Raw genomic sequence first — 21615 nt, 5'->3', positions numbered from 1 at the left:
TGAGATGGCGCTGCAACTGCAAGATCGCGCCAGGCAGTTGGCTGAGGGAGAGGCTGGAGAGAAGGAGGCAGCCCGGGTTTCATCGCGTATCACCGAGCTGAGTGCACGATTGGCAGAACTGCGCAAGGAAGTCACAGTGGCGCTCGCGTTGAAGGAGCAGGGTGCAGCCACGGGTCCCAGCCTGTCGGCTGCCAGCGACGGACTGGAGTCGTTCGCGAAGCGCGCACAGAGTGGATGGCCCGGGGACCAAGCGTTCAACACGGCCAAGCGCAAGGTCCAAGCAGCAGCCGTGGCAATCCGCGAGGAGAACCTCGCAGCATGGGCCGATTGGTCCGGTCGACGCCTCGCTTCTCTTCCCCTGGCACGGATTCCGATGCTGCCGCCGACAGAGCAGGCATCGGCTCGATCTCGTCGCTTGGACCTCGAACGGGCTGCGTCCGCCAAGGCGGTCACCACAGGAGACATCACCCTGTTCGTGACCAAATGTGAGGCTCTCGCGGAATCGCTGCGCGACGCGAAAGAGCCTCCAGTCGAACTCCTCGCGCTGCTGGAGCGGCTCGACACTCGGCCTGCCCCAACTCTCCTCGACATCACAGATCAGGAAATCGCCCTCCTGCGCGAATTCGCCATGGACGGCCAGGTCACACTGACAAGGAAGGGCGCGTGACACAGCTTCTCAATCAAGGGTTCGCCAATGCGCTGTTGAACCGGCTGGAAGACCGTGAACTACCCTTGCTTTCTTGGGGGGTGACCGAGAGCACTCTTTCTGAAGCCGAAGTCTTGCAGACCATCGACGAACTCCTCCTCATACGTCAGGACGCACCTCCCGGTTCCTCACCTGACGAGGTTCTTGAGGAGTGCCTCGAGCGGGCCCTGCTACTCGAGGTACCGGTTCCCGTCGTCTCTCCACCGCGGTACCGCACCCGCATGGCAGAGACCTTGCGACTGACGGCTGGGCTCCGGCAACTCTTCGTACGCGGCGGATGGTCCTCGCCGCCGGAACGAGGCTGGTGGCGACAGCAGAAGCGACTGGTTGCCGACTACCGGCTCCACGTAGCCCCACGCCGCTACCCCCGCCGTGACATCCCAGCGGATGTCGCCCTGGCCGACCTGGCCAATCTTGATCACTGGCGCGAACTCCAGCACTCTGTGGCAGCGGCCCACGTCGGGAACTACAAGCTGGCACGCTTCCAGTTGAAAGCCACCCGTGCTGTATTTACGGCGCTCGGTGGTCGGCGCTCAGCGGGAATCATCGTCGGCGCCGGCACAGGTAGCGGCAAGACGCTCGCCTTCTATCTGCCGGCGTTCGCCGCCATGGCAGAGCACGCACGCCCAGGCACAAAACCGCGCGTGCATACTCTCGCGCTCTACCCGCGACTGGAACTGCTTCGCGATCAACTGCGAGAAGCAGTTCGTGCGGCTGAAGGCGTAGAGCCCGCCCTGCGTGCTCAAGGACGTCGTCCCCTGCGAATCGGCGCGCTCTACGGCAGCACGCCATGGGGCATCAACGATCCGAAGTTGCAGCCCGGGAGTCAGGCTCGCGGAGCCTGGGCGCGAACCGCGGACGGGGCCATCTGTCCGTACCTGCCCTGCCCCAACCCCGATTGCGGGACGGGTGACCTGGTGTGGTCAGACAGTGACCGGCTTCAGCGCCGCGAACGGCTCGCCTGTGCGAAGTGCGGTTATACGATCAAGGATGGTTGCCTGGCACTGACGCGAGACTCGCTGAAGGACAAGGAGCCTGACCTCCTCTTCACCACCACGGAAACGCTCAATCAGGCCAGCGGCAACAGCAACCTTGAGCGTCTGCTTGGCTGGTGCGGCGGCAACCCCGGTCCGGCCCTTGTCTTGCTCGACGAGGTTCACACCTACACCGGTGTGCACGGTGCGCAGGTCGCTCTTCTCCTCCGCCGCTGGTGGGATGCGGTCGATCGGCCCGTCACGTTCGTCGGGCTGAGCGCCACGCTGCGAGACGCCAAGCACTTCTTCGCGCAGCTCACGGGGCTGCGTCCGGGCGACATCGAGTCGATCGAGCCGGCCGAAGCTGAGTTGGAGGCCGAAGGCCGCGAATATGCCATCGCCCTCCGCGGGGATCCGGTCGCCGGGGCGAGCCTACTGTCGGCATCGATCCAGACAGCGATGCTCTACGGGCGGGTACTGGACCTCGAAAGCGACCGCTTCCTATACGGCTCAAAGGGCTTCCTGTTCACGGATGACCTCGACGTCACCAACCGCTTCTACGACGACCTCCGTGATGCCGAAGGCGGCCAGACCCGGTCCGGTCGCCGTAACGGTTGGGACCCGGTGCTCGCAGGCCTTCGCTCCCCGGATCGGGACGAGCACGGTGCCCGGTACCGCGAAGGACAGTCCTGGGATCTGGTCGAGAAGATCGGGCACGACCTCGATCCCAGCCTCCGCCTCCATCACTTGCGCATCGGCCGTACGTCATCGCAGGACGCGGGCGTCGACCACGACGCGGACCTCACAGTGGCCACTGCCTCGCTGGAGGTAGGCTTCAACGACCCACGCGTCGGACTGGTCTTGCAGCACAAGGCGCCTCGGGATGCCGCCGCGTTCATCCAGCGCCGCGGCCGGGCCGGACGTCAGCGCGGGACTCGTCCCATCACTGTGGTCACGCTGTCTGACTACGGTCGTGACCGCCTTGCCTACCAGGCTTACGAGACTCTGTTCGCCCCCGAGGTGCCGGCCCGAACACTGCCCGTGGGCAACCGGTTCGTCCTGAAGATCCAAGGTGCGCAGGCTCTTCTTGACTGGACGGCCCGTAAGCTCCGCCGTCGGAACCCATGGGCCGACCCTCGAAAGCTGCTGGAGGCCCCATACAGCAATGCCACGCAGAAGCGGGACGCGGCATCTGAAGACCTGCTCGCAGACCTGCTCCAGGCTCTCCTCGACGATTCCGGACTCCAGGATGACCTCGCCAACCATTTGGTGAAAGCCCTCCAGATCAGCGCAGACGAAGCTCAGGCGCTGCTGTGGGAGCAGCCCCGCTCGCTGCTCCTAGCCGTAGTACCGACAGCCCTGCGTCGTTTGCGGAGCCGATGGCACCCGCTGCGTGAAGACTCGGGGGCAAGGGAAGGCGCTCTACTACCAGAGTTCGTCACCCAGTCGCTGTTCGCGCCTTTGAATCTGCCCGAAGTGGACCTACTGCTTCCGTTCTCCGAGGGCGACAGCGTCGAGCAGTTGCCGATCGCCCGGGCTCTGCGCGAGGCGGTGCCGGGGCGGGTCAGCCGCCGCTATGGATATCGTCGCGACGAGCATCGGACGTGGCTTCCGCTGCCTCCCGACGGTACGGACACCCTGCCGCTCAATGAAATCGTCCGCGGCCACGACCCCGAGGGGGCCTGGCACCCTCACGGACAAGACGCCTCTGTTGAGGTCTTCCGCCCGCATCAGCTCATCCTCGATCAGCCTCCGCAGGAGATCGACACCCGATCTCAGGGCATTCCTCGATGGGGCACGCAGATCGTTGCCTCCCAGGACGTGCCGCTGAGCCCGGCAGCTGTTCCCTACCCGTCTCTGTGGTCTCAGCGCGTCGTGTCGGTGAATTTTGCGACGCATGCCGGCGGCAATCCCATCGAGGTTCGACGTATGACGATGGGTGCAGACTGCGAGGTCGTTCGTAAGCGCGGCGGGAGCGAGAAGCGCACCGTGCGCTACGAAGTGAACGGCCAGCCAGCGGCCCTCGGGTTCCGGCTTGATGTCGATGCGCTCCACGTCAGGCTGCGGCCGCTGGACCTCTCGGATCCTGCTCTCCGTGCGTATCTCGCCTCTCCTCAATGGCGATCGCTGGCGTTTTCCCAGGCAGTCTCCGAAGATCCAACACTCGCCGAAATCACGAACACGTTCCAGCGTGAGTGGCTGGCCCAGGTCTATATGACCGCGTTCGCCTTGGCCGGTCTCGACAGTCTGCGTACCGGCGAGCAGGTGCGGGCTTCGCTCGCCAATGGATCATGGAGCCAAAATCTCGCTGAGATCTTCAAGGTCCTCTACCGGGACAACAGCGACTCCGAACAACCCGTGGACGGTGATCGTCTCGTCGCTGCCCTCCTGGAGTTGTCCCACGACACCCGTGTAATCGCCGCCCTCGACAGGGCCGCGGAACTCCTGGTGGCACCCGACGTGGCTGTGCTGACCGAAGAACTGGCTCAGCGGGCGTACCGAGACACCCTCGCAGCTGCAATAGCCAGCGCGGCGCAGCGCGCCTGCCCCGACGCACAGGAAGGCGACCTGATCGTCGACGTGCTCCCCGGAGACGGCCCGGGTGACCCGGCTACTGTGTGGCTGAGTGAGACGTCCATCGGGGGCCTGGGCGTCGTCGAGCACCTCGTGCAGTACTACACCGAAGACCCACGCCGCTTCTGGGGGCTTGTTGCCAGCGCGTTGGCCCCCAGCGATTACGAGTACGTAGACGCGACGCTGACTCGTCTCCTACAGCACCTCATTCAGGAACCCAGCGGCGAGGCCGCCGCCGCGATAAGGGCTCTTCGCGGTGCTGATGATTCGACGGCAGCGGCCGAGGCGCTCCAAAGGCTTCGGTCAGCTTGGGAGCGTCTGGACGGTCCGCCCAGGCGCACGGCGGTGTCGGCCATGTCGACTCGGCTCCTGCGTCCGGGGTCAAGCCCTGATACAGACGCGGTGGCGCTGGGCCTCGTCGACGCCTGGAACGAGTTGGAGCGCCGGCTCGGCGTCGAGGTTGACGCCCGCGTTGTGGCATACGCAGCCGGGAAGGGCAGCCTCTTGTTGCCCAGTTCGCAGGTAACAGCCGACCAGGCGTTCAGCCTGCTGTGGCCTCGCGGACGACAGGCCCGAACCCAAGATCTCCAGCACTATCAGCCCTACGTAGGGGCGCCCGTGCTTGACCGGCTGCTCGTGCAGGTCGCGCACGACGAGCGCATCGCGCAGATCGACGTAACCGAGACCGACTGGGCCCTGACGTATCAGAAAGCGATGTCAGAAGGCGCTGCGGTACATCTCGTGTGTCCCGCGCGCGCGGGCTCAGCGATGGCACAGGCCCTCGTACGCGTCCCAGCCCTGCCAGTAGACCGGGACGTCCTGCGGGTATACGGCGAGGTCCGCGGCTTCGCCCGCCAAGGTGATCAACTTCAAGTTCGAGTGGAACTTCGGGAGGCAGCGCAGTGAGCGTCCTGGAACGGACGGTCCGCATCGGAGCGGGTACGGGCCTTCGGGTCGATGTAATGCTGTCGTCCGCTTTGATCGCCGAAGTAGTGAACCCAAGCAGTGAGATCTGGCTGGTCTCACCGTGGATCACGGATATTCAGGTTCTGGACAACAGCCAAGGCGCATACGACTCGTTCTTCGGCGATGTGCCTCCGCTGGACTGGCGGTTGTCCGAGGCCTTGATTCAGATCGCGAGCCGAGGGACACGCGTTCACGTGGTGACGCGACCAGACCCCCACAACGCACCCTTCCTACGAAGGCTGGAGCCGTCAACGGAGCGCGACTTCATCCGCATTGTGCTGAACCCGGATGTACATGAGAAGACACTCTGTGGTGATGAATGGATTCTGACCGGATCGATGAACTACACCGTCCGCGGCATGGCAGTCAACGATGAATCGGTCACGTACAAAGTCGGCGGTCCAGAGGCAAGCCAGGCCCGGCTGGACCTGAGGCAGAGGTGGGGTGCCGGCGCGTGAATCAGATCCAGCAGCGCACGCGCGAGCTGTCCGAGCACTTCTTGCAGACGTTCTTCGGAGCAGGAAACGGGGTCTGGCCGGACCTCGACCCGGACTACCGGCACGGCCACCGGACCCTACCCTTCGTGCAGGCGTTTCGGCGCGGTGACGATGCTCCCATCGTGCTCCCCCGCACGTACCCCAGCGGGGATCGTCGGTTCGTGATGTACGTCATCGCGAGAGACACAGTGGACGCGGCGAAGACGGCTGAGTTGATCCGTGCTTTCGCCGGCCCGACGTACATCGCCTACAACCCGTTGTGGGGCCTGCGTCCCGCCGAACTCGACCCCGACGATCCCATCGAGAAGGCCATCTTGGACCACTTCGGGCTCGGGGTAACCTTCCGTCTCACCACCGGCAAGACCCCTCAGCACCGCACGAACCTAGCTGAGGCACTCCAACTGATGCAGCGGACAGTCGCAAACCGGCCGCCCAGGTTGTGGCGACTCGCCAAGCCCATGGGACGGCTCTTGGCCGAGTTCGAAGCGTCGCTGTCGGCAGGTGGCGAGTCGGCATCTCTTGATGTGCTGGAGCAGTTGGCCGCAACCGGCGGCATTACTGCAACCAATCTGGCCAACTTGCATATCAAGAGGCTGGACCGGTTGGGGCGCAGTGCAGATGTACTTGCATTCCCCGGGCTACTTGACATTGTTCGCCAGAACCCGCCTGCTCCAGTCCGGGAAGCGATTCTTAATGCCATCTATTCGGTGGCGTTGGAGAAGCCGCTAACGGAGAACGATCTAGATGCCGCGAAGAGCAGCCTGATCGAAGCTGGCAGGGTGATCCCAGATCTACTCTCCGGCGAGTTCAGCACTTTCGGACCCCAGGCCATGACAGTGCTATTGCTTGCAGCCAGAGTCCGTGAGGACATGGCGGTCTTGCAACGCCTTGTAGCCGCCACCCAGCACAGCGGCCATGACAGCGCAATCCCGTCGTCCGTGTGGAAGCACGTCGTGGAACTGCTGGAGCAGGAGAAGACGACCGAGGCGTCAGCAGACCTGCTCCCCGAACAGCAGCCAACGTTGGTCGAGTCGACAGTCGCGCTTGCGCTGGAACCTCACGTGCCGGTCGAGTCCTGGGGCGATCTCTTGAAGGCGATCGCAGAGGGGAGTCCCGAGGGCCAGGCCGTCCTGGAGGACCGCAGATGGGTGGACTGGCCCAGTCCGGCGACCGAAGATGCGACGTTCGCTGAGTTCCTGGACGGCTTGCAGGACCATGAGGCAGACCGTGTGTGGAGCGGGGTAGGCGCCTTCATCGATGCCATTGGGTATGAAGCACCCGCAGGGCAGACGGCCCACGCCTTCATTCGCAATGCCCTGACCTTCGACCGGTTCGGCCCGGGGGATCTCGTCGTCCTCCAGGCCCTGATGGAGATTGCTCTACGAGCGGCACCCACCGAGGCCGAGTACAGGGACCTGTTGGAAGAGATTGGGGCGGAGCGGAGCAGGTGGGTGGCTGCCGAGCGGGCAGCGATCGCCCTCGACTTCGTCGACCGGCTCTTCCTTGCGGCATGTCCCAGCGAGGATGCTCGCAGCAACCTGGCGTATGCCCTGCTGGAGCCACTGTGGCTGCATCAGCAACGCCTTGACGCAGCCGACTTGGCGTTCGCCAAGCGTCTCTCCCAAGAACTCGGCATCGAGTTTGCGTGGGAGTCTCCTGCCGGTGATGAAGCCGATGACGAGCTGGCGACTGCCCTACCGCCGCTGACACTCCTGCTGTACTCGTTGGATGAGTCCGTCCTCGCCCGCTGCCAGGAAGAGGTCAAGCAGCTCGCGCCGGCGGTGAAGGTCGTAACGGCCTCGGATCATGTCGGTTCGCCGCAACTCCGGCAGAAGGCCCGTTCAGCGGATGTGATCGTCCTGGCGACTCGCTGTGCGAAGCACGCTGCAACCGGCTTCATCGATCAGAACGCGGAGACAAAGCACATCGGGTACGCGAACGGCAGTGGCTCGGCTTCTCTTCTTCGGGCTGCCATCGACACGCTTCGCGCTGCTGCTGCGGCGTCTTGACGACATGACGGCCGCCCCACAAAGGTGGGGCGGCCGCCATCGGGGAGTGCCGTCGGGCACTACTTCGTGACCAGAGCCTGCAGGTGGCTGCTGAGCAGACGTACGTGGCTCATGGTGTTCTGGAGGCTGTTCCAGCCGTACTCCTGGCCATCCGAGAACTTCCAGGTGCCGGAGGTCCAGGCCACGTGGTCCTCCAGGGCTCGGAGGGTGCGCCGAACCTTGTCCCATTTGACCTTTTCAACCGGGGTGCCCGAAGTCAGCCGGTCCATAACGAAGCCCATGGCCTGAATGCCGACACCGTGGGTCAGCCTCGACTCCTTGGGAGGCTTCCCCCACGCGTCCTCGAAGATGTCTGCCACTGGCGTCCAGAAGGCCGTCAGGTGAGCCAGCATCCGCTCTTCGTCGCCCGTACCGTCGGTGGCGTTCCGGTACTGGTACAAAGCGCCTTCGTAGATGCTGTATTCCAGCATCTTGAGGACGCTGTTGTCCTTGATGTTGCCGTTGGGCGACGTGGGGCTGCTGATCCTTCCACTGAAGGGGCCGTCCCCCATGTTCAGCAGGACCATGAGCTGCGCGGCGAGTTGGCGGCGGGCATACGAGCGCGGCAACTGGCCGGTGGTCTCGGGAAGAAGCTCGTACACAAGCCCCTTGGGGAGCGGCTTGGTCGAGTTGACCAGGATGAACTGCGACCGCTGCTCCTCCTGCGACGCGATGAAGCCGACGGCTGCGACTGGGAACTCTGCGAGGTCGGCGTCCCTGATGGCGGCACTGCGCTGCTGTCCGTCCACCAACCAGGCCGGCTTCTGGTCATCAGCAAGTGACTCATCGACTGGGATGATCAGCTCGCCGGGGATGGAGTACTTCACATCGCCGCCGCGGACTGCCGGTTCGAACGTCACCCGCTCGTCGAAGGCCAGCACTACAGCGTTGGGAAGCATCGCTCCCTCTGACTCGAGGTAGCGGCGGATCGAGCGGATGTGGCTGAGGACCTCTGGCCGCTGGTATCCCTGCAACTGCTTCTTGCCGTCGCGGCGGATGCGCGAGACGGAGGCGAAGTCGTGCAGTTTTTTGCCATCGACAGCGAAGCAGTAGATCTCCTTGCTGCCTTGGAGCACCTTGAGCGCGGGAACCTTCAACACGTAGCGGTCGGCCACATCATCTCCTGTTTGAGTTGCTTTGAGTACTATGCGCGGTCTGGGCGATTATGTGAGCGGCAGCTTGCGCATCTTGGCTTCGAGTACCGTCATGTTATGGAATCCGCGGCGCTTGTTTCGCTCCGTTCCACGGAAAATAACCATCTCGATCTTGTGCTTCCTGCACAGATCGCATGAGCAGTGCGTCCAGGGGCGGTCAGCGAGGGTGGCCTCGTACTTTTCGACCTTCTTCAGCTTCTTCTCGTCGCCGAGGAGGGACTGGTACGCGCGCAGCGCATCCATGACTTCCTGAACTTCGACGCCGTCGTCTGCGTCGTACCGGCGAAGCAATTTGAGGCATTCTCGTTCAGCCTTCATGGCCTCGGATTGCGAAACCACCCCCGCCAGAATCAGCCGCTTGAGGGCGAGATTTCCATCGACCTGGGGAACCCTGATCGCCATGTATGCGCGGTCGGCTGTGTGATAGTTGTTCCGCTCGTCCATGAAGGCTTGACGGAACGCCGACGTGCTGTCGAAGCTGGTCACATGGAATTTAACGAACCGTTCCATGCTATCGACGCGAGTGATTCCGAGCAGATGAAATTCAACGCCGTCCTGGCGAACGTCAGAGATTCGCTCGAGGCATGCGATGATTTCCGGTGTCTTCAGCGGGACCATGCCACCTAGCGCGATCCTCTTGTATCCCATCTCTTGAAGCCTGGAGACACTGTCCGCGTAACTGTCCGGACTCCAGCCCTGAGCCGCACCCACTGGCTCAAGTCTCTTCTTCCCCTCCGGCATCAGCTTATTGCGGCTCGTGACAGCCTTGATGAACTTTTCCGCCAAATCAAGTGAAATCTCGCGACGCTTAACCCATGCCGGATCGGCGTCCTTCTCGGGAAGGTCGGGCTTGTAACCAAAGATCACGTGGTCAATGCTGATTCCCGAGTCGAATCCGCATTTATAGTAGAAGTCGAGGACTTCATCGATACTGTACGGCGGGTACTCTTGATCAATGTAGTTGAATGCCCCGCAGTCGCCGAGGCTTCTCATCGTGTCGGGCAGCCCAAAGAAGTGACTCACTCCGTCTCGGTAGAGTCGGTCCCGCTGTCCAGTAGTGTACTTTCCGGCGTATTTTCCGGCCCCGTTTACCGTTCCGTCTACGATGGCCTTGCTGACCAGTATCCCGTCGTACGGCGCTGGGTTAACCGCTTGGTGGGCGTACAGATCGTCCCTCTGCCGGACTCGATGATACGGGTATTCGTCGTTGATGAAATCGTACCCCGGGCTGATTTGGTCCTGACTGTCTGGGAAATAGAACTTCACGACGCGCTCATCCTCGACTGAAGGTAGATCCGGATCAAGACGTTTGACAGAGTGCTAATATGGCGGGGTGTGTTTTGCAAGTCGTTCCATGGGATGTTGAGTTCTGGCCAGCGCCCCTTGGTCCAGTGACAGTGAGGCTTGACCAGTTCCAGCTCTGCCATGGCCTTGTCATAGGCGTCTTTCGACCCGACTTCTGCACTCAACAGCACACGGTCCATTATCCGGTCCATGAGGCGCCCCATTGACCTAATTCCGACACCATGCATGAGGCGACTCTTTGCCGGCGAGAGACCCCAAGCCTCTGGGAAGGTATCCCTGACCGCAGTCCAGTAGACGACGAGAATATCTCTCATCGCTGCGGTGTCGGTCGTCCCGTTAGAGAGGTTCTTGTACGGAAAGAGGACTCCGGAGGGAGAGAGTGACTCCTCGATCGCGGAGATGAGGCTGTTGTCCTTGACGACGGCCTCAGATCTTCTGTCCCCGGTCGTCGAGGCCTGTTTGATCAGCCCCTTGAACGGAGAGTCGCTGTCCTGGTTTAGAGCATTGACAAGTGCGGAGGGAAGTTTCCGAGCGGACAGCCTTGTGGGTAGCTTGGTGTTGACCTCTGGCAAGAGTTCTGACACCAGATTGCTGGGAAGCGGCGACACGGTGTTGACCCGAAGGAACTGGTCGCGTTGCACTTCGAGGTCCTCAGCGACAAATCCTGCAACGGTGATAGGAAGCTTCGACCGCTTCGTCCGTGCTAGGGCAAGGCTTCGTTGTTGCCCATCCACGATCAGGGCAGGGCGGGGTGCGTCATCGGAATCCGGTAGCGGAATCTCGATGGTCCCGATGGTCGCCAAGCCATCGGTGGTGTTGGGCCCTCGGCTGCCCTTGAAGCGGACCGAGGAGGGAAGGGCGAGGATGAGACCGTTCGGGAAGAGGACGTCTTCGCCGTCCAGGTAATCAAGAATCTGCTTGACGTGGTGCTTCTTCTCAGGGCGCTGGTAGCCGAGCAACTTCCCGGCCTCGTCACGGGAGATTCGGGCGACGTCAGCCACACGATCTACCTCTCCGGCTTCAAGGGCGAAGAGGTAGAGGGGGATGCTGGGGTTCTGCTCGATGCGCAGGGCTCTGCGCCGGATAAGGTTCTCGGTCACGGCTCACCCCATGGTCTTGATGTACAGGTTGGCGAAGCGGCTCTGTTCACAGGCCTGGCCGCCGTCTCGAAGCAGACGAAGGAGTCGCGTCCGGGAGATGCCGGGATGGGACGAAGTCTCCTTCCGGATGAAGGCGATCACTTGGTCATCGGTCATCGGTCGGCGGTTGTGTTGTTCGGGCCTCGACTCACTGGCGGCCCATTTGTTCCAGGAGTCGCTGGTGGCCGTTGAGGTGAGTTGACCTTCCTGGCAGTGCTGGAACCACGTCGCGGCCATGCGCACGTTCAGGCTCGTCAGTGTTCCGCCCAAGGTGCGCCTCAGCCCTGCGTCGGCGGGGACTCTTTGGATGCCAGCGATTTCTTCCACTCCGCCGAAGAGGAGGGCCTCGCTGGCGACGTCGGCCAAGGCACGAAGTTCCGCATCCATGGCCTTTGCGTAGGTTTCAGAGAGGACCAAGAGGACAGGGCTGGCCTTGCCAAGCTCCTGCAGCGTTGCCCGACCGGTTCCCTCTTGGAGTTGGCTCCACCACAGGGCGCCGTCTTCTGGAGTGGTCGCTACTGAGTCGGCATGTCGGGTGCTGAAGGTTGCCGCGTAAGAGGGGGCGAAGGCAGATACCGGCTGAAGGCCTAGGCCAGCGGAGGCCACCCAGAGGTCGGCCTTGAATCCGGCCTGAGCAGCCGCCTCACTGAGCCGGCGCGCCTGGGTCCAATGGTCGCCGCGGTAGAGCTCGGCGAGCGAGTGCGTGTGAGCCGCACTGTTGATGCGCTCGCTCCAGAGCGCGGCGCGCTCCTTCACGGGTCCTGCGGGAAGCTGCCTCGCCTGCAGTTCGGTCTCTGGCACAGCAGCCTTGCGGTCCGTGCATGTGACGACCAGCGTTAGTTGCCTCACGCAGCCCCTACTCCCCGACGCCTCTAACTGGAAGATTGTTGTCGTTACTCTACCTGTCAGTTTTCACGCTAGGGTTCACCCGTACACATGAGACCTAGATAGGGAGCAGGCATGGCGGAGCGTCCCGCGATCGTTCTTCTGAGTGGCGGGCTGGACTCGACGACTGTTCTGGCAATCGCCAAGGACCAGGGCTACACGCCGTACGCGCTGAGCTTCCGCTACGGCCAGCGGCACAGTGTGGAACTTGAGGCTGCGAAGCGCGTAGCCGCGGCGCAGGGGGTTGCGCGTCACGTGATCGCGGACATCGATCTGCGAGTTTTCGGTGGCTCCGCGCTCACGTCGGACATCGAGGTTCCGAAGCACGAGTCCCTGGATACCGCTGACGACAAGGGCATCGACAGCAGCGTGCCGATCACCTACGTTCCGGCGCGCAACACGATCTTCCTGTCCTTCGCGCTGGCCTTCGCGGAGACGGTCGGGGCGAGTGACGTCTTCACCGGCGTGACTGCCGTCGACTACAGCGGCTACCCGGACTGCCGGCCTGAGTACATGCAGGCGTACGAGCAGATGGCCAACCTGGCCACCCGCGCCGGAGTCGAGGGCACGCAGAAGCTCAAGCTGCACTCCCCGCTCATGACCATGTCGAAGGCTGACATCGTCCGTGAAGGGCTGCGCCTCGGCGTGGACTACTCCCTGACGTCCTCGTGCTACGACCCGGATGAGCAGGGACGGGCCTGCGGGCACTGCGAGACCTGTCTGCTCCGACTCAAGGGCTTCGCCGAGGCTGGCGTCACCGACCCCGTGCAGTACCAGGGCGCGTGAGAATGACCTACCAGGTCAAGGAGATCTTCTACACCCTGCAAGGCGAAGGGAGCCACGCAGGCCGGCCAGCCGTCTTCTGCCGCTTCTCCCGGTGCAACCTGTGGACGGGTCTGGAGAAGGATCGTCACCGTGCGATCTGCCAGTTCTGCGACACAGATTTCGTCGGAACTGACGGAGAAGGTGGCGGCAAGTTTCGGAGCCCGGACGACCTCGCTCAAGCAGTCGAAAACGCGTGGCCTTCGTCCTCCAGAGAGCACCGCTTTGTGGTGTGCACGGGTGGTGAGCCGCTCCTGCAACTCGACGAAGCAGCGATCGATGCGCTGCATGCCCGCGGCTTCGAGGTGGCAGTCGAGACGAACGGCACGCGTGTGCCCCCCAAGGGCATCGACTGGCTCTGCGTCAGTCCCAAGATCGGCTCTGAGTTGGTCGTGACCAGCGGTGACGAGTTGAAGTTGGTCTACCCCCAGTTGGGAGGTGACCCCCGTCAGTTCGAGCAGTTGGACTTCCGGTACTTCCGGCTCCAGCCCATGGACAACCCTGACGTTGAAGCCAACACCAGGGCGACGGTCGAGTACTGCATGAAGAACCCGCGCTGGATCCTCTCTCTCCAGACGCACAAGTATCTGGGAATTCAGTAATGGAAATCTTCCGCGAGTTCACGTTCGAAGCCGCGCACCGCCTGCCCCGGGTTCCCGAGGGACACAAGTGCGCACGCCTGCACGGCCACTCTTACAAGGTCATCGTCCATGTAGAGGCGCCCGTGGACCCTGAGGCGGGTTGGGTCATGGACTTCGGGGACCTCAAGAAGGCCTTCAAGCCCATCGAAGCGCAGCTTGATCACTACTACCTCAACGACATCGAGGGCCTGGACAACCCGACCAGCGAGGTCCTCGCCCGCTGGATCTGGGATCGGCTGAAGCCGGCCCTGCCTGACCTCTCTGCGCTCACGGTCCGCGAGACGTGCACCTCCGGCTGCACCTATCGGGGCGAGTGAGCATGCACGACATCCAGAACGAGACCGATGCCCGAGGTATCGAGATCGACGACGTAGGCATCAGCGGCCTTCGGTACCCGCTGTACGTCGAGGACGGTCACCTCCGCCAGGAGGGCGTCGCCGAGATCGAAGTAACCGTGCGGCTCCAGCACGACCGCCGCGGAACCCACATGAGCCGCATGGTGGCCTTCGCTCATGAGCACCTGCGCCGGTTCGATCCCCGCAAGCTGCCGTACCTCCTGAAGGTCGGGGCGGACCTCCTGGATGCACCAGCATTCGCTGTGGCGATCGATGTTCCCTTGAGTACGACCGTGGTGGCACCTGCAAGCGGTCAAGAATCGCTGCAGGTCCACGATGTCCGCTTCGAAGGCCGCTGGGACGACGGTGCCGCGACGGTGATCACCTCCGTCACCACCGAGGTGACCAGCCTCTGCCCGTGCTCGAAAGCTATCTCGGACTACGGTGCGCACAATCAGCGCAGCCGAGTCACCCTTTCCGTGACGGGAGACGGAGATACGCCGTACCCCTTCGGCGTACAGCAGGCCGTAAGGCTCTTGGAGCGGTGCGCGTCCGCGCCGGTCGTGCCCTTGGTCAAGCGCCCCGATGAGCGAGTGCTGACGATGCAGGCGTACGACCACCCCATGTTCGTCGAGGACATGGTGCGGAAAGTCAGCCACGACTGCCGGGAGCGAGGTCTTCGTCACCGTGTGAAGGTCCGCAACCTGGAAAGCATCCATAGCCACGACGCCGTCGCTTACGTCGCTGGATGATCTCTACGGCCGATGTAGGGACCTGCACCCATCGTTCTGCTCATTGCATTTTCCCTGGGGCTCCTTCCAGAGGGAGGGGAGTTGGGTCGTGAGGCCGTGCTGTGCGGCTGACCCGAGCGGCAGGCAGGGGACGGACGGACCGTTCGCCGAGTTCGATCGCGCCACACTTGGTGCCGCGAGCGCGGCGAACGCCCGCCTGGTTCTGCCGCTCGTCACCTCCTGCTCCGTCACCCGAAGCGAATCGGGAGCTCTCCAGTGACAGCGACACGAAGGTTGTACGACAGTTGTACAACCTGAAGCCTTGGTGTTGCGGGTGTGAGCATTGGGCCCACAGCGCCCCGCACCGGACGCCTCGTAGGCGGGAGCGCAGCAGTTAGGGTGCGGCATATGGCGCGTCTCCTGGTTCTCTTCGACCTCGACAACACACTCGTGGACCGACGGAGAACGCTGGCTGACTGGTCCGCCGAGTTCACCGCCCGGCACGGTCTGGCTGACGAGGAGCGGGCGCACGTGCTGGGCATGGTGGCCGAGCGGGCCTATCCGTCCACATTCGAAGTGATCCGCGCCCGGTACCAGTTGCCCTTGTCGACCGACGAGTTGTGGCGCGCGTACTGCGCCGACATCGCGACCTCGGTCTCGTGCCCGGAGGAGATCCTCGACGGCTTGGACGAGCTGCGTAGAGCCGGCTGGCGGGTGGGTGTAGCGACCAATGGTGCGGTGGACATCCAGCGCGCCAAGTTGAAGACCACTGGTATCGCCGAGCGTGTGGACGGCGTCTTCGTCTCCGAGGAGGCTGACGCTCGCAAACCGCAGCGTCGGCACTTCGCTTTGGCTGCGGCCCGCTGCGGCGCCGTGCTGGCCGATGGTGGCTGGATGGTCGGTGACAACCCCGTCAACGACATCGGCGGCGGACGCTCCGCGGGGCTGCGCACTATCTGGGTCGGCAACAGCCGCTCATGGTCGCTCGCCGACCCTGATCCAGACCACACGGTGCCCCATGCGCGCGCCGCCATCGACCGCCTGCTTCTGCACGGCGCCGACCAGGCAAGGGCCACGGCATGACGTACACCGTCGGACTGCTGCACCCCGGCAGCATGGGATCCGCCTTCGGCTCCCAGTTGCGCTCATGCGGCCACACCGTTTTGTGGTCTCCTGAAGGACGCAGCGACACTACTCACCGCAGGGCTGAGCACGCGGGTCTCGAACCCGAGACACTGCCCGAACTCGTCTTCCGCTCCGATGTGCTGCTCTCCCTGTGCCCGCCGACCGCCGCGGAGGAGGTGGCCGCCCAAGTGGCCGAGCTCAGTATGGCCGGCGCGGACACGATCTATGTCGAAGCGAACGCCGTCGCGCCGCCGCGGGCGCAGCGCATCGCCGACCGCCTGGCCCCCATGCCGGTCATCGACGCCGCGGTGGTTGGATCGCCTCCGGTGGGCGGCAAGACCCCCACGCTCTACCTGTCCGGCCCCAGAAAGCAGGCCGACAGGATCGCCGAAATCTTCGCTGGAACCGATGTCCGGCCTCACGTCCTGGGGGACAGCATCGGCCAGGCCTCCGCACTCAAGCTCGCGTACTCCAGCTACCAGAAGGTCTCCCGTGTCCTCGCCGCCGTGGCGTACGGAGCAGCTGAATCGTACGGAGTCGCGGACGAACTGCTGGTGATCGCGGCCAAGCGCACCCGTAGCTACCTTGCGGAGACCGACTACATTCCCAAAACCGCCGCGCGCGCCTGGCGGTGGGGCCCGGAGCTTGAGGACGCGGCGGCCCTGCTCGCCGATGTCGGCCTGCCGGACTCCCTTATGCACGCCGCTGCCGCGACGCTCGCACGGTGGAACGGCAACAAGGACGAGCGCCTGGACATCGCCGAGGCGCTGGAAACCCTGCGCGGTGAGCGAGATCAGGACGACCCGAGTTGAGCTGACAGCACTCGCTGGGTCGCCGAGTCCTGGCTCTCAGGCGCGAGGGGACGTTGTGCGGACGATGTCGTCGATCCTCTTCGCGGCTTCACGGGGCGCCGTCGTATCCGTGTCCACGCGCAGCTCCCACTGCGCCCGCGGATGAGCCGCAAGATCGGCCTCGGTGGCGTCCCATGCGGCCAGCCGAGCCGCGGTGTCGTTGTCGCCTCGCTGCGGTGAGCGTAGCGCGGTGGTCTGCTTGGAACACCACAGCAGAACGCGCACCCAGTGCGCCGAGAAGAGGGCGGATACCTGCTGCATCCCGGCCATCTGGCCAAGGTGGACAACAGGGGTCCGGCCACCCTCCATGGCCTGCTCGAGGCCAGGCTGATCAACGATGTAGATGTTGCCGTACCGCTCGTTGCGGTAGATGACGTCACCACGGGCTTCCAGGTTGGCCAACTGCTCCGGCGTACCCATCCGGTAGTCCTTGGTATTCCCCGCCCCGATCTTGAGTCGGGTGAACCGCACATATCGCGCGTCGAGCTCGGTGAGTACGTCGGTGACCGTGTCCTTGCCTGCCGCCGGAGGTCCGTACAGCAGGATGCCGTGCCTCATTGGAACACCGTCCCGAAGACCTGGCGCACCTGGTCCGTGAGCGATATCGCGGCACCTAGCCGGTTGTCGACGACCAAGTGCGGCACGACAGGCCGCAGATCGGGATCGATCCCGGCGGCGTATGCGTTCCAGTTCTGGAGCTTCCAGCTGTCCCGTGCGGCGGAACGGAAGCTGATGTACTCGTGCATCGTGTCGATGTCGCACTGGATCCAGACGACAGCAACGGTGACGCCACGGGCTTCGCAGCGGTTGATCAGGCGCCGCATCCAGCGAGGGTCGGTTGCCTCGGCGATGAACGGCGCGGTGAGTACGGTGCTGATCGCGCAGTCGATGTTGGCGTAGGCGGTTTCCAGCAGGCACTGGTACTCGAGCGGACGGACCTTCTCCCGGTAGAGGTCGGTGTGCCGGTCGTTCGGGTCGCTGCCCATTTCCACGAGGAGTCGCTCGACGAGTGGGCCCCTGATCGGATCCTTGTCGAGGACGGGCCAGCCAGTGAGTTGGGAGATGAAGCGGGCGAACTCTGACTTCCCGCTGCCCGCATAGCCACCGACCATCATCAGGGTCGGCTTGTTCGGGTCACCGCCGGTGTGACGGCGCTTCCAGGCGTCGAGGATGCGCTGCTGAATGCCCTGTCCGTCGGTGTCCTCCGTACCAGGTGAGAGTTGGAGCAGCGCGCGCTCCACAGCCAGCACGTGGGCTCCAGTGTGTGGTTCGCTCGACGCAGTGAATTTGAGCTTCCTGGCCTCGTCCGGCAGGGCGTTACGGAAGCCGAGTTCGGGCTCGGTCGCGCGGTACAGCAGGCAGTACGCGCGACGATAGTGCGGTCCGGGATAGACCTCACCCTGCTCGTGCTGCCACAGCGTCTGGAAGTTGGCGGCCGGCACCGCGAGTCCCGCAGCCCGGGCCACCTCGCGCAGCTGCTCGCCCGCGCCTTCGAGCGTCAGGCCGTGGGCTTCGTGTTGCTGCCTCAGCTTGTCCGGGCGCCACCCCGGGCGACTCTTCCCCACTGCGCCTACCGCCTGCCCATCCCTGATCACGATCCGGAGCCTAAGTCAGCCTCTCATGAACGCATGTGAAAGCGGATGTTGAAAAGTCAGGTCAATCGGCCATGAGTTGCTGATGAGCAGCTTCGGCAACGGCTCGTGATACTCCGCACACCTCCGAACCGCTGTCATGGTCACACCGACGCGGTCGTTGTAAGTCCGCCTCCCTCCAATAGCGATCTACTGATGGAGCCTCACCATGCGCTGCCCGAGGACGTGCATACCTTCATCGACGAGTCCGTCTGCGCCGCCGTACCGAGCCCAGCACCCGCATCCTCGCTACGCCGCCGCGGTGAGCTCCCTGGCGCGCTCGTTGAAGTCGGCCACGAGCCGATGACTGCCGAAGGGTCGCATACGTCGTTGAAGGTCATGCACGGCCTCTACGGCACGCGAGGACCTCACCTGCCTGGTCAGGTTCAAAGTGCGAACGCCAGCCGCGTGGGCCGCTTCCAGGTCGTTCCTCTGCAAGTGAGCGACGGCCAGAGCGGCTTGCGACATGGCCCCGCGTCGAGCGCGCTTCTGGCTCCTGGCGTGGTCAATAGACCTGCGGGCGTGCTCGTCTGCGGAAGCCGCGTCCCCAAGGTCCCGGAACGTATTGGCGTGCTCGCCGTGCAGGTAGGCCGGGTCGATGAACGCCGCCCACTCCGGTTCCTCATCCAGCCGTGCGTTCGCGTACGCCTGCTCCGACTCGACCACGGCGCGAGCCGCCGCGGTCTTGTCGCCGAGCAGTGCGAGCGCCCGTGCCTCCAGGCACCAGAGGTCCGCGAGGCAGGCCGACGAGTTCGCGCGGGAGAGTCCGAGACGCCCCGCTTGGGCCAGGCGCCGTCCTTCGGCGGGATCTCCGAGCAGGGTCGCCTGGTCGGCCATACCCGCGAGCACGTGGGAGCCCAAGGCAGCGTTGCCGGATTCCTCCGCGAGACGCAAGGACTGGATGAGATACCTCTGGGCTACGCCGTGCTCGCCGCTGTCGTAGGCCATCCACCCGAGAAGGTATGTCTGCTCGGCCGCCGCTTCGCAGAGTGCCCGTCGCACGTCATCGCTGTAGGTGCGACGGAGCAGGGGGTAGACGTGCTGGTTCATGTACTCGGCGAGGATCAGGCGACCAGAACCGCCTCCTTGGAGTACGTCCATCTTCTGGAACTCGCCGAACATGTTCTTGACCGCCGTCACGTCCTCAAGTCGTACGCGGGGGCCGGGCTCTGGACTCTGGTCGAGGGTGTTCATCAGCCAGTCGCGTGCCTACGCGTCCGCTGGGAACGGCGCGACGACATCCACGAAGCCTTCCTCGGCCTCGCGACCTGCCTGATCACCCACCGGCACGTCCAACGCCTTTGTTAGCACCTCTTAGGAGGCTGAGGGGTGCTGTTTGATCAGGGCTCGCGACAGGATGCCACCGACTTCCTCGGCACCCGTGTCCAGCGCGGCCTGGCTGATGGACTCATCCGGCTCGGTTCGCAGCGTGAAAGAGCGCATGTAGGAGCTGAGTTGAGCACGCGTACGTGACTGATGCGGGTTAAACCTGTCGACTTGGGTCAGCTTGGGGTCTGACACACCGATCGCCACGACGATGCGGTCAGTCTGGATCAGATCCAGTGCGCCGCTGAACCTCAGCAGGGAGGTGACTTGCCGGGGCAGCGCGTCGTGATCGAGGATGGAGCCCATGCTGTCTCGGGGGAGTGTGGCCCGCAGGGTGACCTGGCCCGATTTGTGCAAGCGAACTTCCACCAGTTCCTCAGGCTGAGGGGCATCCCACGTACGGGGCCGGCTGACGGGGATGCTGACGATTGCATGCTCGTGGGAACTGGACGACATCAGGGCAACGTCGTTCTTGACTGCCCCGGTCCGGCGGATCCGGTCCGCCAGCGATGTGCCGACCTCCTTCAGCTCCCTTGCCGAGTAGCCGGCGAACCCCACCGGAAAAACATGTAGTTCCAGCAGAGGGAGGCTGACGCCGCCTTCGACGCCAGCCTCGTCGATGCTCCAACGTAGTGGAACTGGCTGTGCCAGGGGCGCGAAGGACAGCGGGGACGGGCCTGACTCCAGTTCCTTGACCTTGCGTACCACTTTGGTCATCAGTTCGGCGGTGTCGTGGAACGAGTCACGGAACACCCCGGTGGCGTAGGCCTCCACGGTTCGGGCGAAATCCTGCTGGGTGTCCTCGAACGTGACGCCCAGCTTGCGATAGACCCAGCGCGGCTTGCCCGCTGTTTTGGCCGCGACCCACTCATCGTGTGTTGCCGACTGCCCTGTCTCGGGGAATACGTGACCGTAGGACGGTCCGAGTAGGAAGACGCAGACATCCGCAGAGTCGAGAGCTGCCAGACACGCCTGTCGGCTGGGCGTGGTCTGCGCGGAGAAGTCCTCGAACAGGACCGGGGTGTGCCCCAGCGCGCGAATGAGTCCAGGCAGCGCGTCGCGCTCCTCTTCCAGTCCCTTGCGGACGCTGCTGATGAAGATTCTCACGCTACGGTGTCTCCACTACTGAGGGGTTCGTCGAAGTGAACCGGATGACCGGCGAGTGCCTGGGATGCGGGGGTTCTTCATGGCTGAAGTCTCGGAAGAGGCGATACGCGCCTACTGGAAGGAGCACCGGGAGCAGCTACGACAGTGTGAGACCCAACGCTCGGCACTGACCAACCTCCTGCTCGTCATCACGGCTGCCTTGAGTGCTCTCATTGTCCAGCAGAAGTTCTCGACGTACGTCATGCCTCTGTGTCTCTTCGTGGCGATGACCGGTGGGTACGGGGCGGTGGCAGTCTCCAAGTACTTCGAACGGGCTTCCTACCACCTCTCTCAGGCGCGGGCCTTGACGAAGGACCTGGTGGAGCTGGGTGTGCTGGGCTCCGACGAAGGACTGGTACGTGCCAGAGCCGATCATTACCGTCGGTTTCCTCGGCTGCATCGCATTCGTCTTCATCGCCTGTGGGTGATTCTGCACCTTGCCATCGCCCTGTACGGACTGTGCCTCTTCAGCGTGTGTGTGGCAGTGGCCTGATGTTCGTCTGGAGGGCTGTCGGCTGAGCCTCGCCTGCAAATGATGCCGCCGACCGCACCGCCGCCAGAGTGCAAAGCCGGGCATTTCATCCCCTTCACCAGCATCGCCTGCACGCTCATCTGCGACCCAGACACCAAATGACATAACGTCTTAATGTTTCGATTGGCTCAGCGGGCGGACCCGTGGAAGATTCTCGCGATTGGGAGTCCGGCTGGGCAGATGGTGGCCGTCTTCTCGCAGCGGCTGCCGATTACCTGACAGGTCCG

At 63.8% G+C, this 21615-nt stretch carries 18 protein-coding genes and 2 pseudogenes; 12 read left to right on the top strand and 8 right to left on the bottom strand.

Annotation, left to right across the window (positions count from 1 at the left end; genetic code table 11):
• The first annotated feature begins 4 nt into the window (after nt 1–4).
• Genes ACZ7N4_RS03025 through dpdD form a run of 4 tightly spaced genes read left to right on the top strand, consistent with a single transcriptional unit; the run spans nt 5 to nt 7726 of the window.
• Entirely contained in the window at nt 5–667 is a 663-nt protein-coding gene (locus ACZ7N4_RS03025; protein ID WP_467394185.1) for a hypothetical protein, read from the top strand.
• On the top strand, nt 664–5160 hold the full coding sequence (dpdJ, locus tag ACZ7N4_RS03020; RefSeq protein ID WP_471353080.1) for a protein DpdJ: 4497 nt from the start codon (nt 664–666) through the stop codon (nt 5158–5160). The genes ACZ7N4_RS03025 and dpdJ overlap by 4 nt, the downstream gene beginning before the upstream one ends.
• A complete protein-coding gene (dpdK, locus tag ACZ7N4_RS03015; RefSeq protein ID WP_471353079.1) occupies nt 5157–5678 on the top strand; it encodes a phospholipase D-like domain-containing protein DpdK in 522 nt (173 codons plus the stop codon). The genes dpdJ and dpdK overlap by 4 nt, the downstream gene beginning before the upstream one ends.
• Nucleotides 5675–7726, top strand: coding sequence for a protein DpdD (dpdD, locus tag ACZ7N4_RS03010; protein ID WP_471353077.1), 2052 nt, complete (start codon nt 5675–5677; stop codon nt 7724–7726). The genes dpdK and dpdD overlap by 4 nt, the downstream gene beginning before the upstream one ends.
• A 59-nt stretch (nt 7727–7785) precedes the next feature.
• On the opposite strand, the gene dbpB (ACZ7N4_RS03005) is transcribed toward dpdD, so the two are convergent.
• The 4 genes from dbpB (ACZ7N4_RS03005) to ACZ7N4_RS02990 are packed head-to-tail and all read right to left on the bottom strand — an operon-like array spanning nt 7786 to nt 12119.
• Complete coding sequence (gene dbpB / locus ACZ7N4_RS03005; protein ID WP_397948894.1) at nt 7786–8880, bottom strand: DGQHR domain-containing protein DpdB; 1095 nt, start codon at nt 8878–8880, stop codon at nt 7786–7788.
• Nucleotides 8881–8928: 48 nt separating this feature from the next.
• Nucleotides 8929–10185, bottom strand: a complete 1257-nt coding sequence (dpdA, locus tag ACZ7N4_RS03000) for a tRNA-guanine transglycosylase DpdA (protein WP_471353074.1) — start codon at nt 10183–10185, stop codon at nt 8929–8931.
• Nucleotides 10182–11324, bottom strand: a complete 1143-nt coding sequence (gene dbpB, locus ACZ7N4_RS02995; protein ID WP_467394176.1) for a DGQHR domain-containing protein DpdB — start codon at nt 11322–11324, stop codon at nt 10182–10184. Before dbpB (ACZ7N4_RS02995) ends, dpdA begins: the two co-directional genes overlap by 4 nt.
• 3 nt (nt 11325–11327) lie before the next feature.
• The gene (locus tag ACZ7N4_RS02990) at nt 11328–12119 is read right to left on the bottom strand and encodes a hypothetical protein (RefSeq protein ID WP_397948890.1); all 792 of its coding nucleotides are present in this window, start codon (nt 12117–12119) and stop codon (nt 11328–11330) included.
• Between the two features lie 204 nt (nt 12120–12323).
• Here ACZ7N4_RS02990 and queC point away from each other — a divergent pair, with 204 nt between their 5' ends.
• The 6 genes from queC to ACZ7N4_RS02960 all read left to right on the top strand — a co-directional run bounded on the left by queC (nt 12324) and on the right by ACZ7N4_RS02960 (nt 16714).
• Nucleotides 12324–13034 (top strand): 7-cyano-7-deazaguanine synthase QueC, encoded by a 711-nt coding sequence (gene queC, locus ACZ7N4_RS02985; RefSeq protein ID WP_467394174.1) that lies wholly within the window; start codon nt 12324–12326, stop codon nt 13032–13034.
• Between the two features lie 2 nt (nt 13035–13036).
• Complete coding sequence (gene queE, locus ACZ7N4_RS02980; RefSeq protein WP_467394172.1) at nt 13037–13672, top strand: 7-carboxy-7-deazaguanine synthase; 636 nt, start codon at nt 13037–13039, stop codon at nt 13670–13672.
• Nucleotides 13672–14028, top strand: coding sequence for a 6-carboxytetrahydropterin synthase QueD (queD, locus tag ACZ7N4_RS02975; RefSeq protein WP_397948885.1), 357 nt, complete (start codon nt 13672–13674; stop codon nt 14026–14028). The genes queE and queD overlap by 1 nt, the downstream gene beginning before the upstream one ends.
• 2 nt (nt 14029–14030) lie before the next feature.
• The gene (locus ACZ7N4_RS02970; protein WP_471353071.1) at nt 14031–14798 is read left to right on the top strand and encodes a GTP cyclohydrolase, FolE2/MptA family; all 768 of its coding nucleotides are present in this window, start codon (nt 14031–14033) and stop codon (nt 14796–14798) included.
• A 387-nt stretch (nt 14799–15185) separates the two neighbouring features.
• The gene (locus ACZ7N4_RS02965; protein ID WP_471353068.1) at nt 15186–15860 is read left to right on the top strand and encodes an HAD family hydrolase; all 675 of its coding nucleotides are present in this window, start codon (nt 15186–15188) and stop codon (nt 15858–15860) included.
• Nucleotides 15857–16714, top strand: a complete 858-nt coding sequence (locus tag ACZ7N4_RS02960; RefSeq protein WP_471353066.1) for an NAD(P)-dependent oxidoreductase — start codon at nt 15857–15859, stop codon at nt 16712–16714. The genes ACZ7N4_RS02965 and ACZ7N4_RS02960 overlap by 4 nt, the downstream gene beginning before the upstream one ends.
• 36 nt (nt 16715–16750) lie before the next feature.
• Here ACZ7N4_RS02960 and ACZ7N4_RS02955 read toward each other — a convergent pair whose 3' ends face one another.
• The 3 genes and pseudogenes from ACZ7N4_RS02955 to ACZ7N4_RS02945 form a co-directional block, all read right to left on the bottom strand.
• Nucleotides 16751–17311, bottom strand: a complete 561-nt coding sequence (locus ACZ7N4_RS02955; RefSeq protein WP_471353064.1) for a guanylate kinase — start codon at nt 17309–17311, stop codon at nt 16751–16753.
• Nucleotides 17308–18348 carry a P-loop nucleotide/nucleoside kinase family protein gene (locus ACZ7N4_RS02950; RefSeq protein ID WP_471353062.1) on the bottom strand — a complete coding sequence of 347 codons (1041 nt, stop codon included), beginning with the start codon at nt 18346–18348 and terminating at the stop codon, nt 17308–17310. The genes ACZ7N4_RS02955 and ACZ7N4_RS02950 overlap by 4 nt, the downstream gene beginning before the upstream one ends.
• Nucleotides 18349–18633: 285 nt before the next feature.
• Nucleotides 18634–19593: pseudogene (locus ACZ7N4_RS02945) on the bottom strand (transcriptional regulator); the annotation flags it as partial.
• Between ACZ7N4_RS02945 and ACZ7N4_RS02940 the strand changes: the two are divergent.
• Nucleotides 19594–19692: pseudogene (locus tag ACZ7N4_RS02940) on the top strand (IS5/IS1182 family transposase); the annotation flags it as partial.
• Between the two features lie 6 nt (nt 19693–19698).
• Here ACZ7N4_RS02940 and ACZ7N4_RS02935 read toward each other — a convergent pair.
• Nucleotides 19699–20817, bottom strand: coding sequence for a DUF4062 domain-containing protein (locus tag ACZ7N4_RS02935; RefSeq protein WP_471353060.1), 1119 nt, complete (start codon nt 20815–20817; stop codon nt 19699–19701).
• Between the two features lie 79 nt (nt 20818–20896).
• Here ACZ7N4_RS02935 and ACZ7N4_RS02930 point away from each other — a divergent pair, with 79 nt between their 5' ends.
• A complete protein-coding gene (locus ACZ7N4_RS02930; RefSeq protein WP_359586453.1) occupies nt 20897–21349 on the top strand; it encodes a hypothetical protein in 453 nt (150 codons plus the stop codon).
• Nucleotides 21350–21615 lie beyond the last annotated feature (266 nt).

The sequence above is a fragment of the Streptomyces sp. NPDC107654 genome, assembly GCF_055639035.1.
Note: the sequence above shows the minus strand (reverse complement) of the source record. Positions and strands in the feature narration are given on the sequence as shown.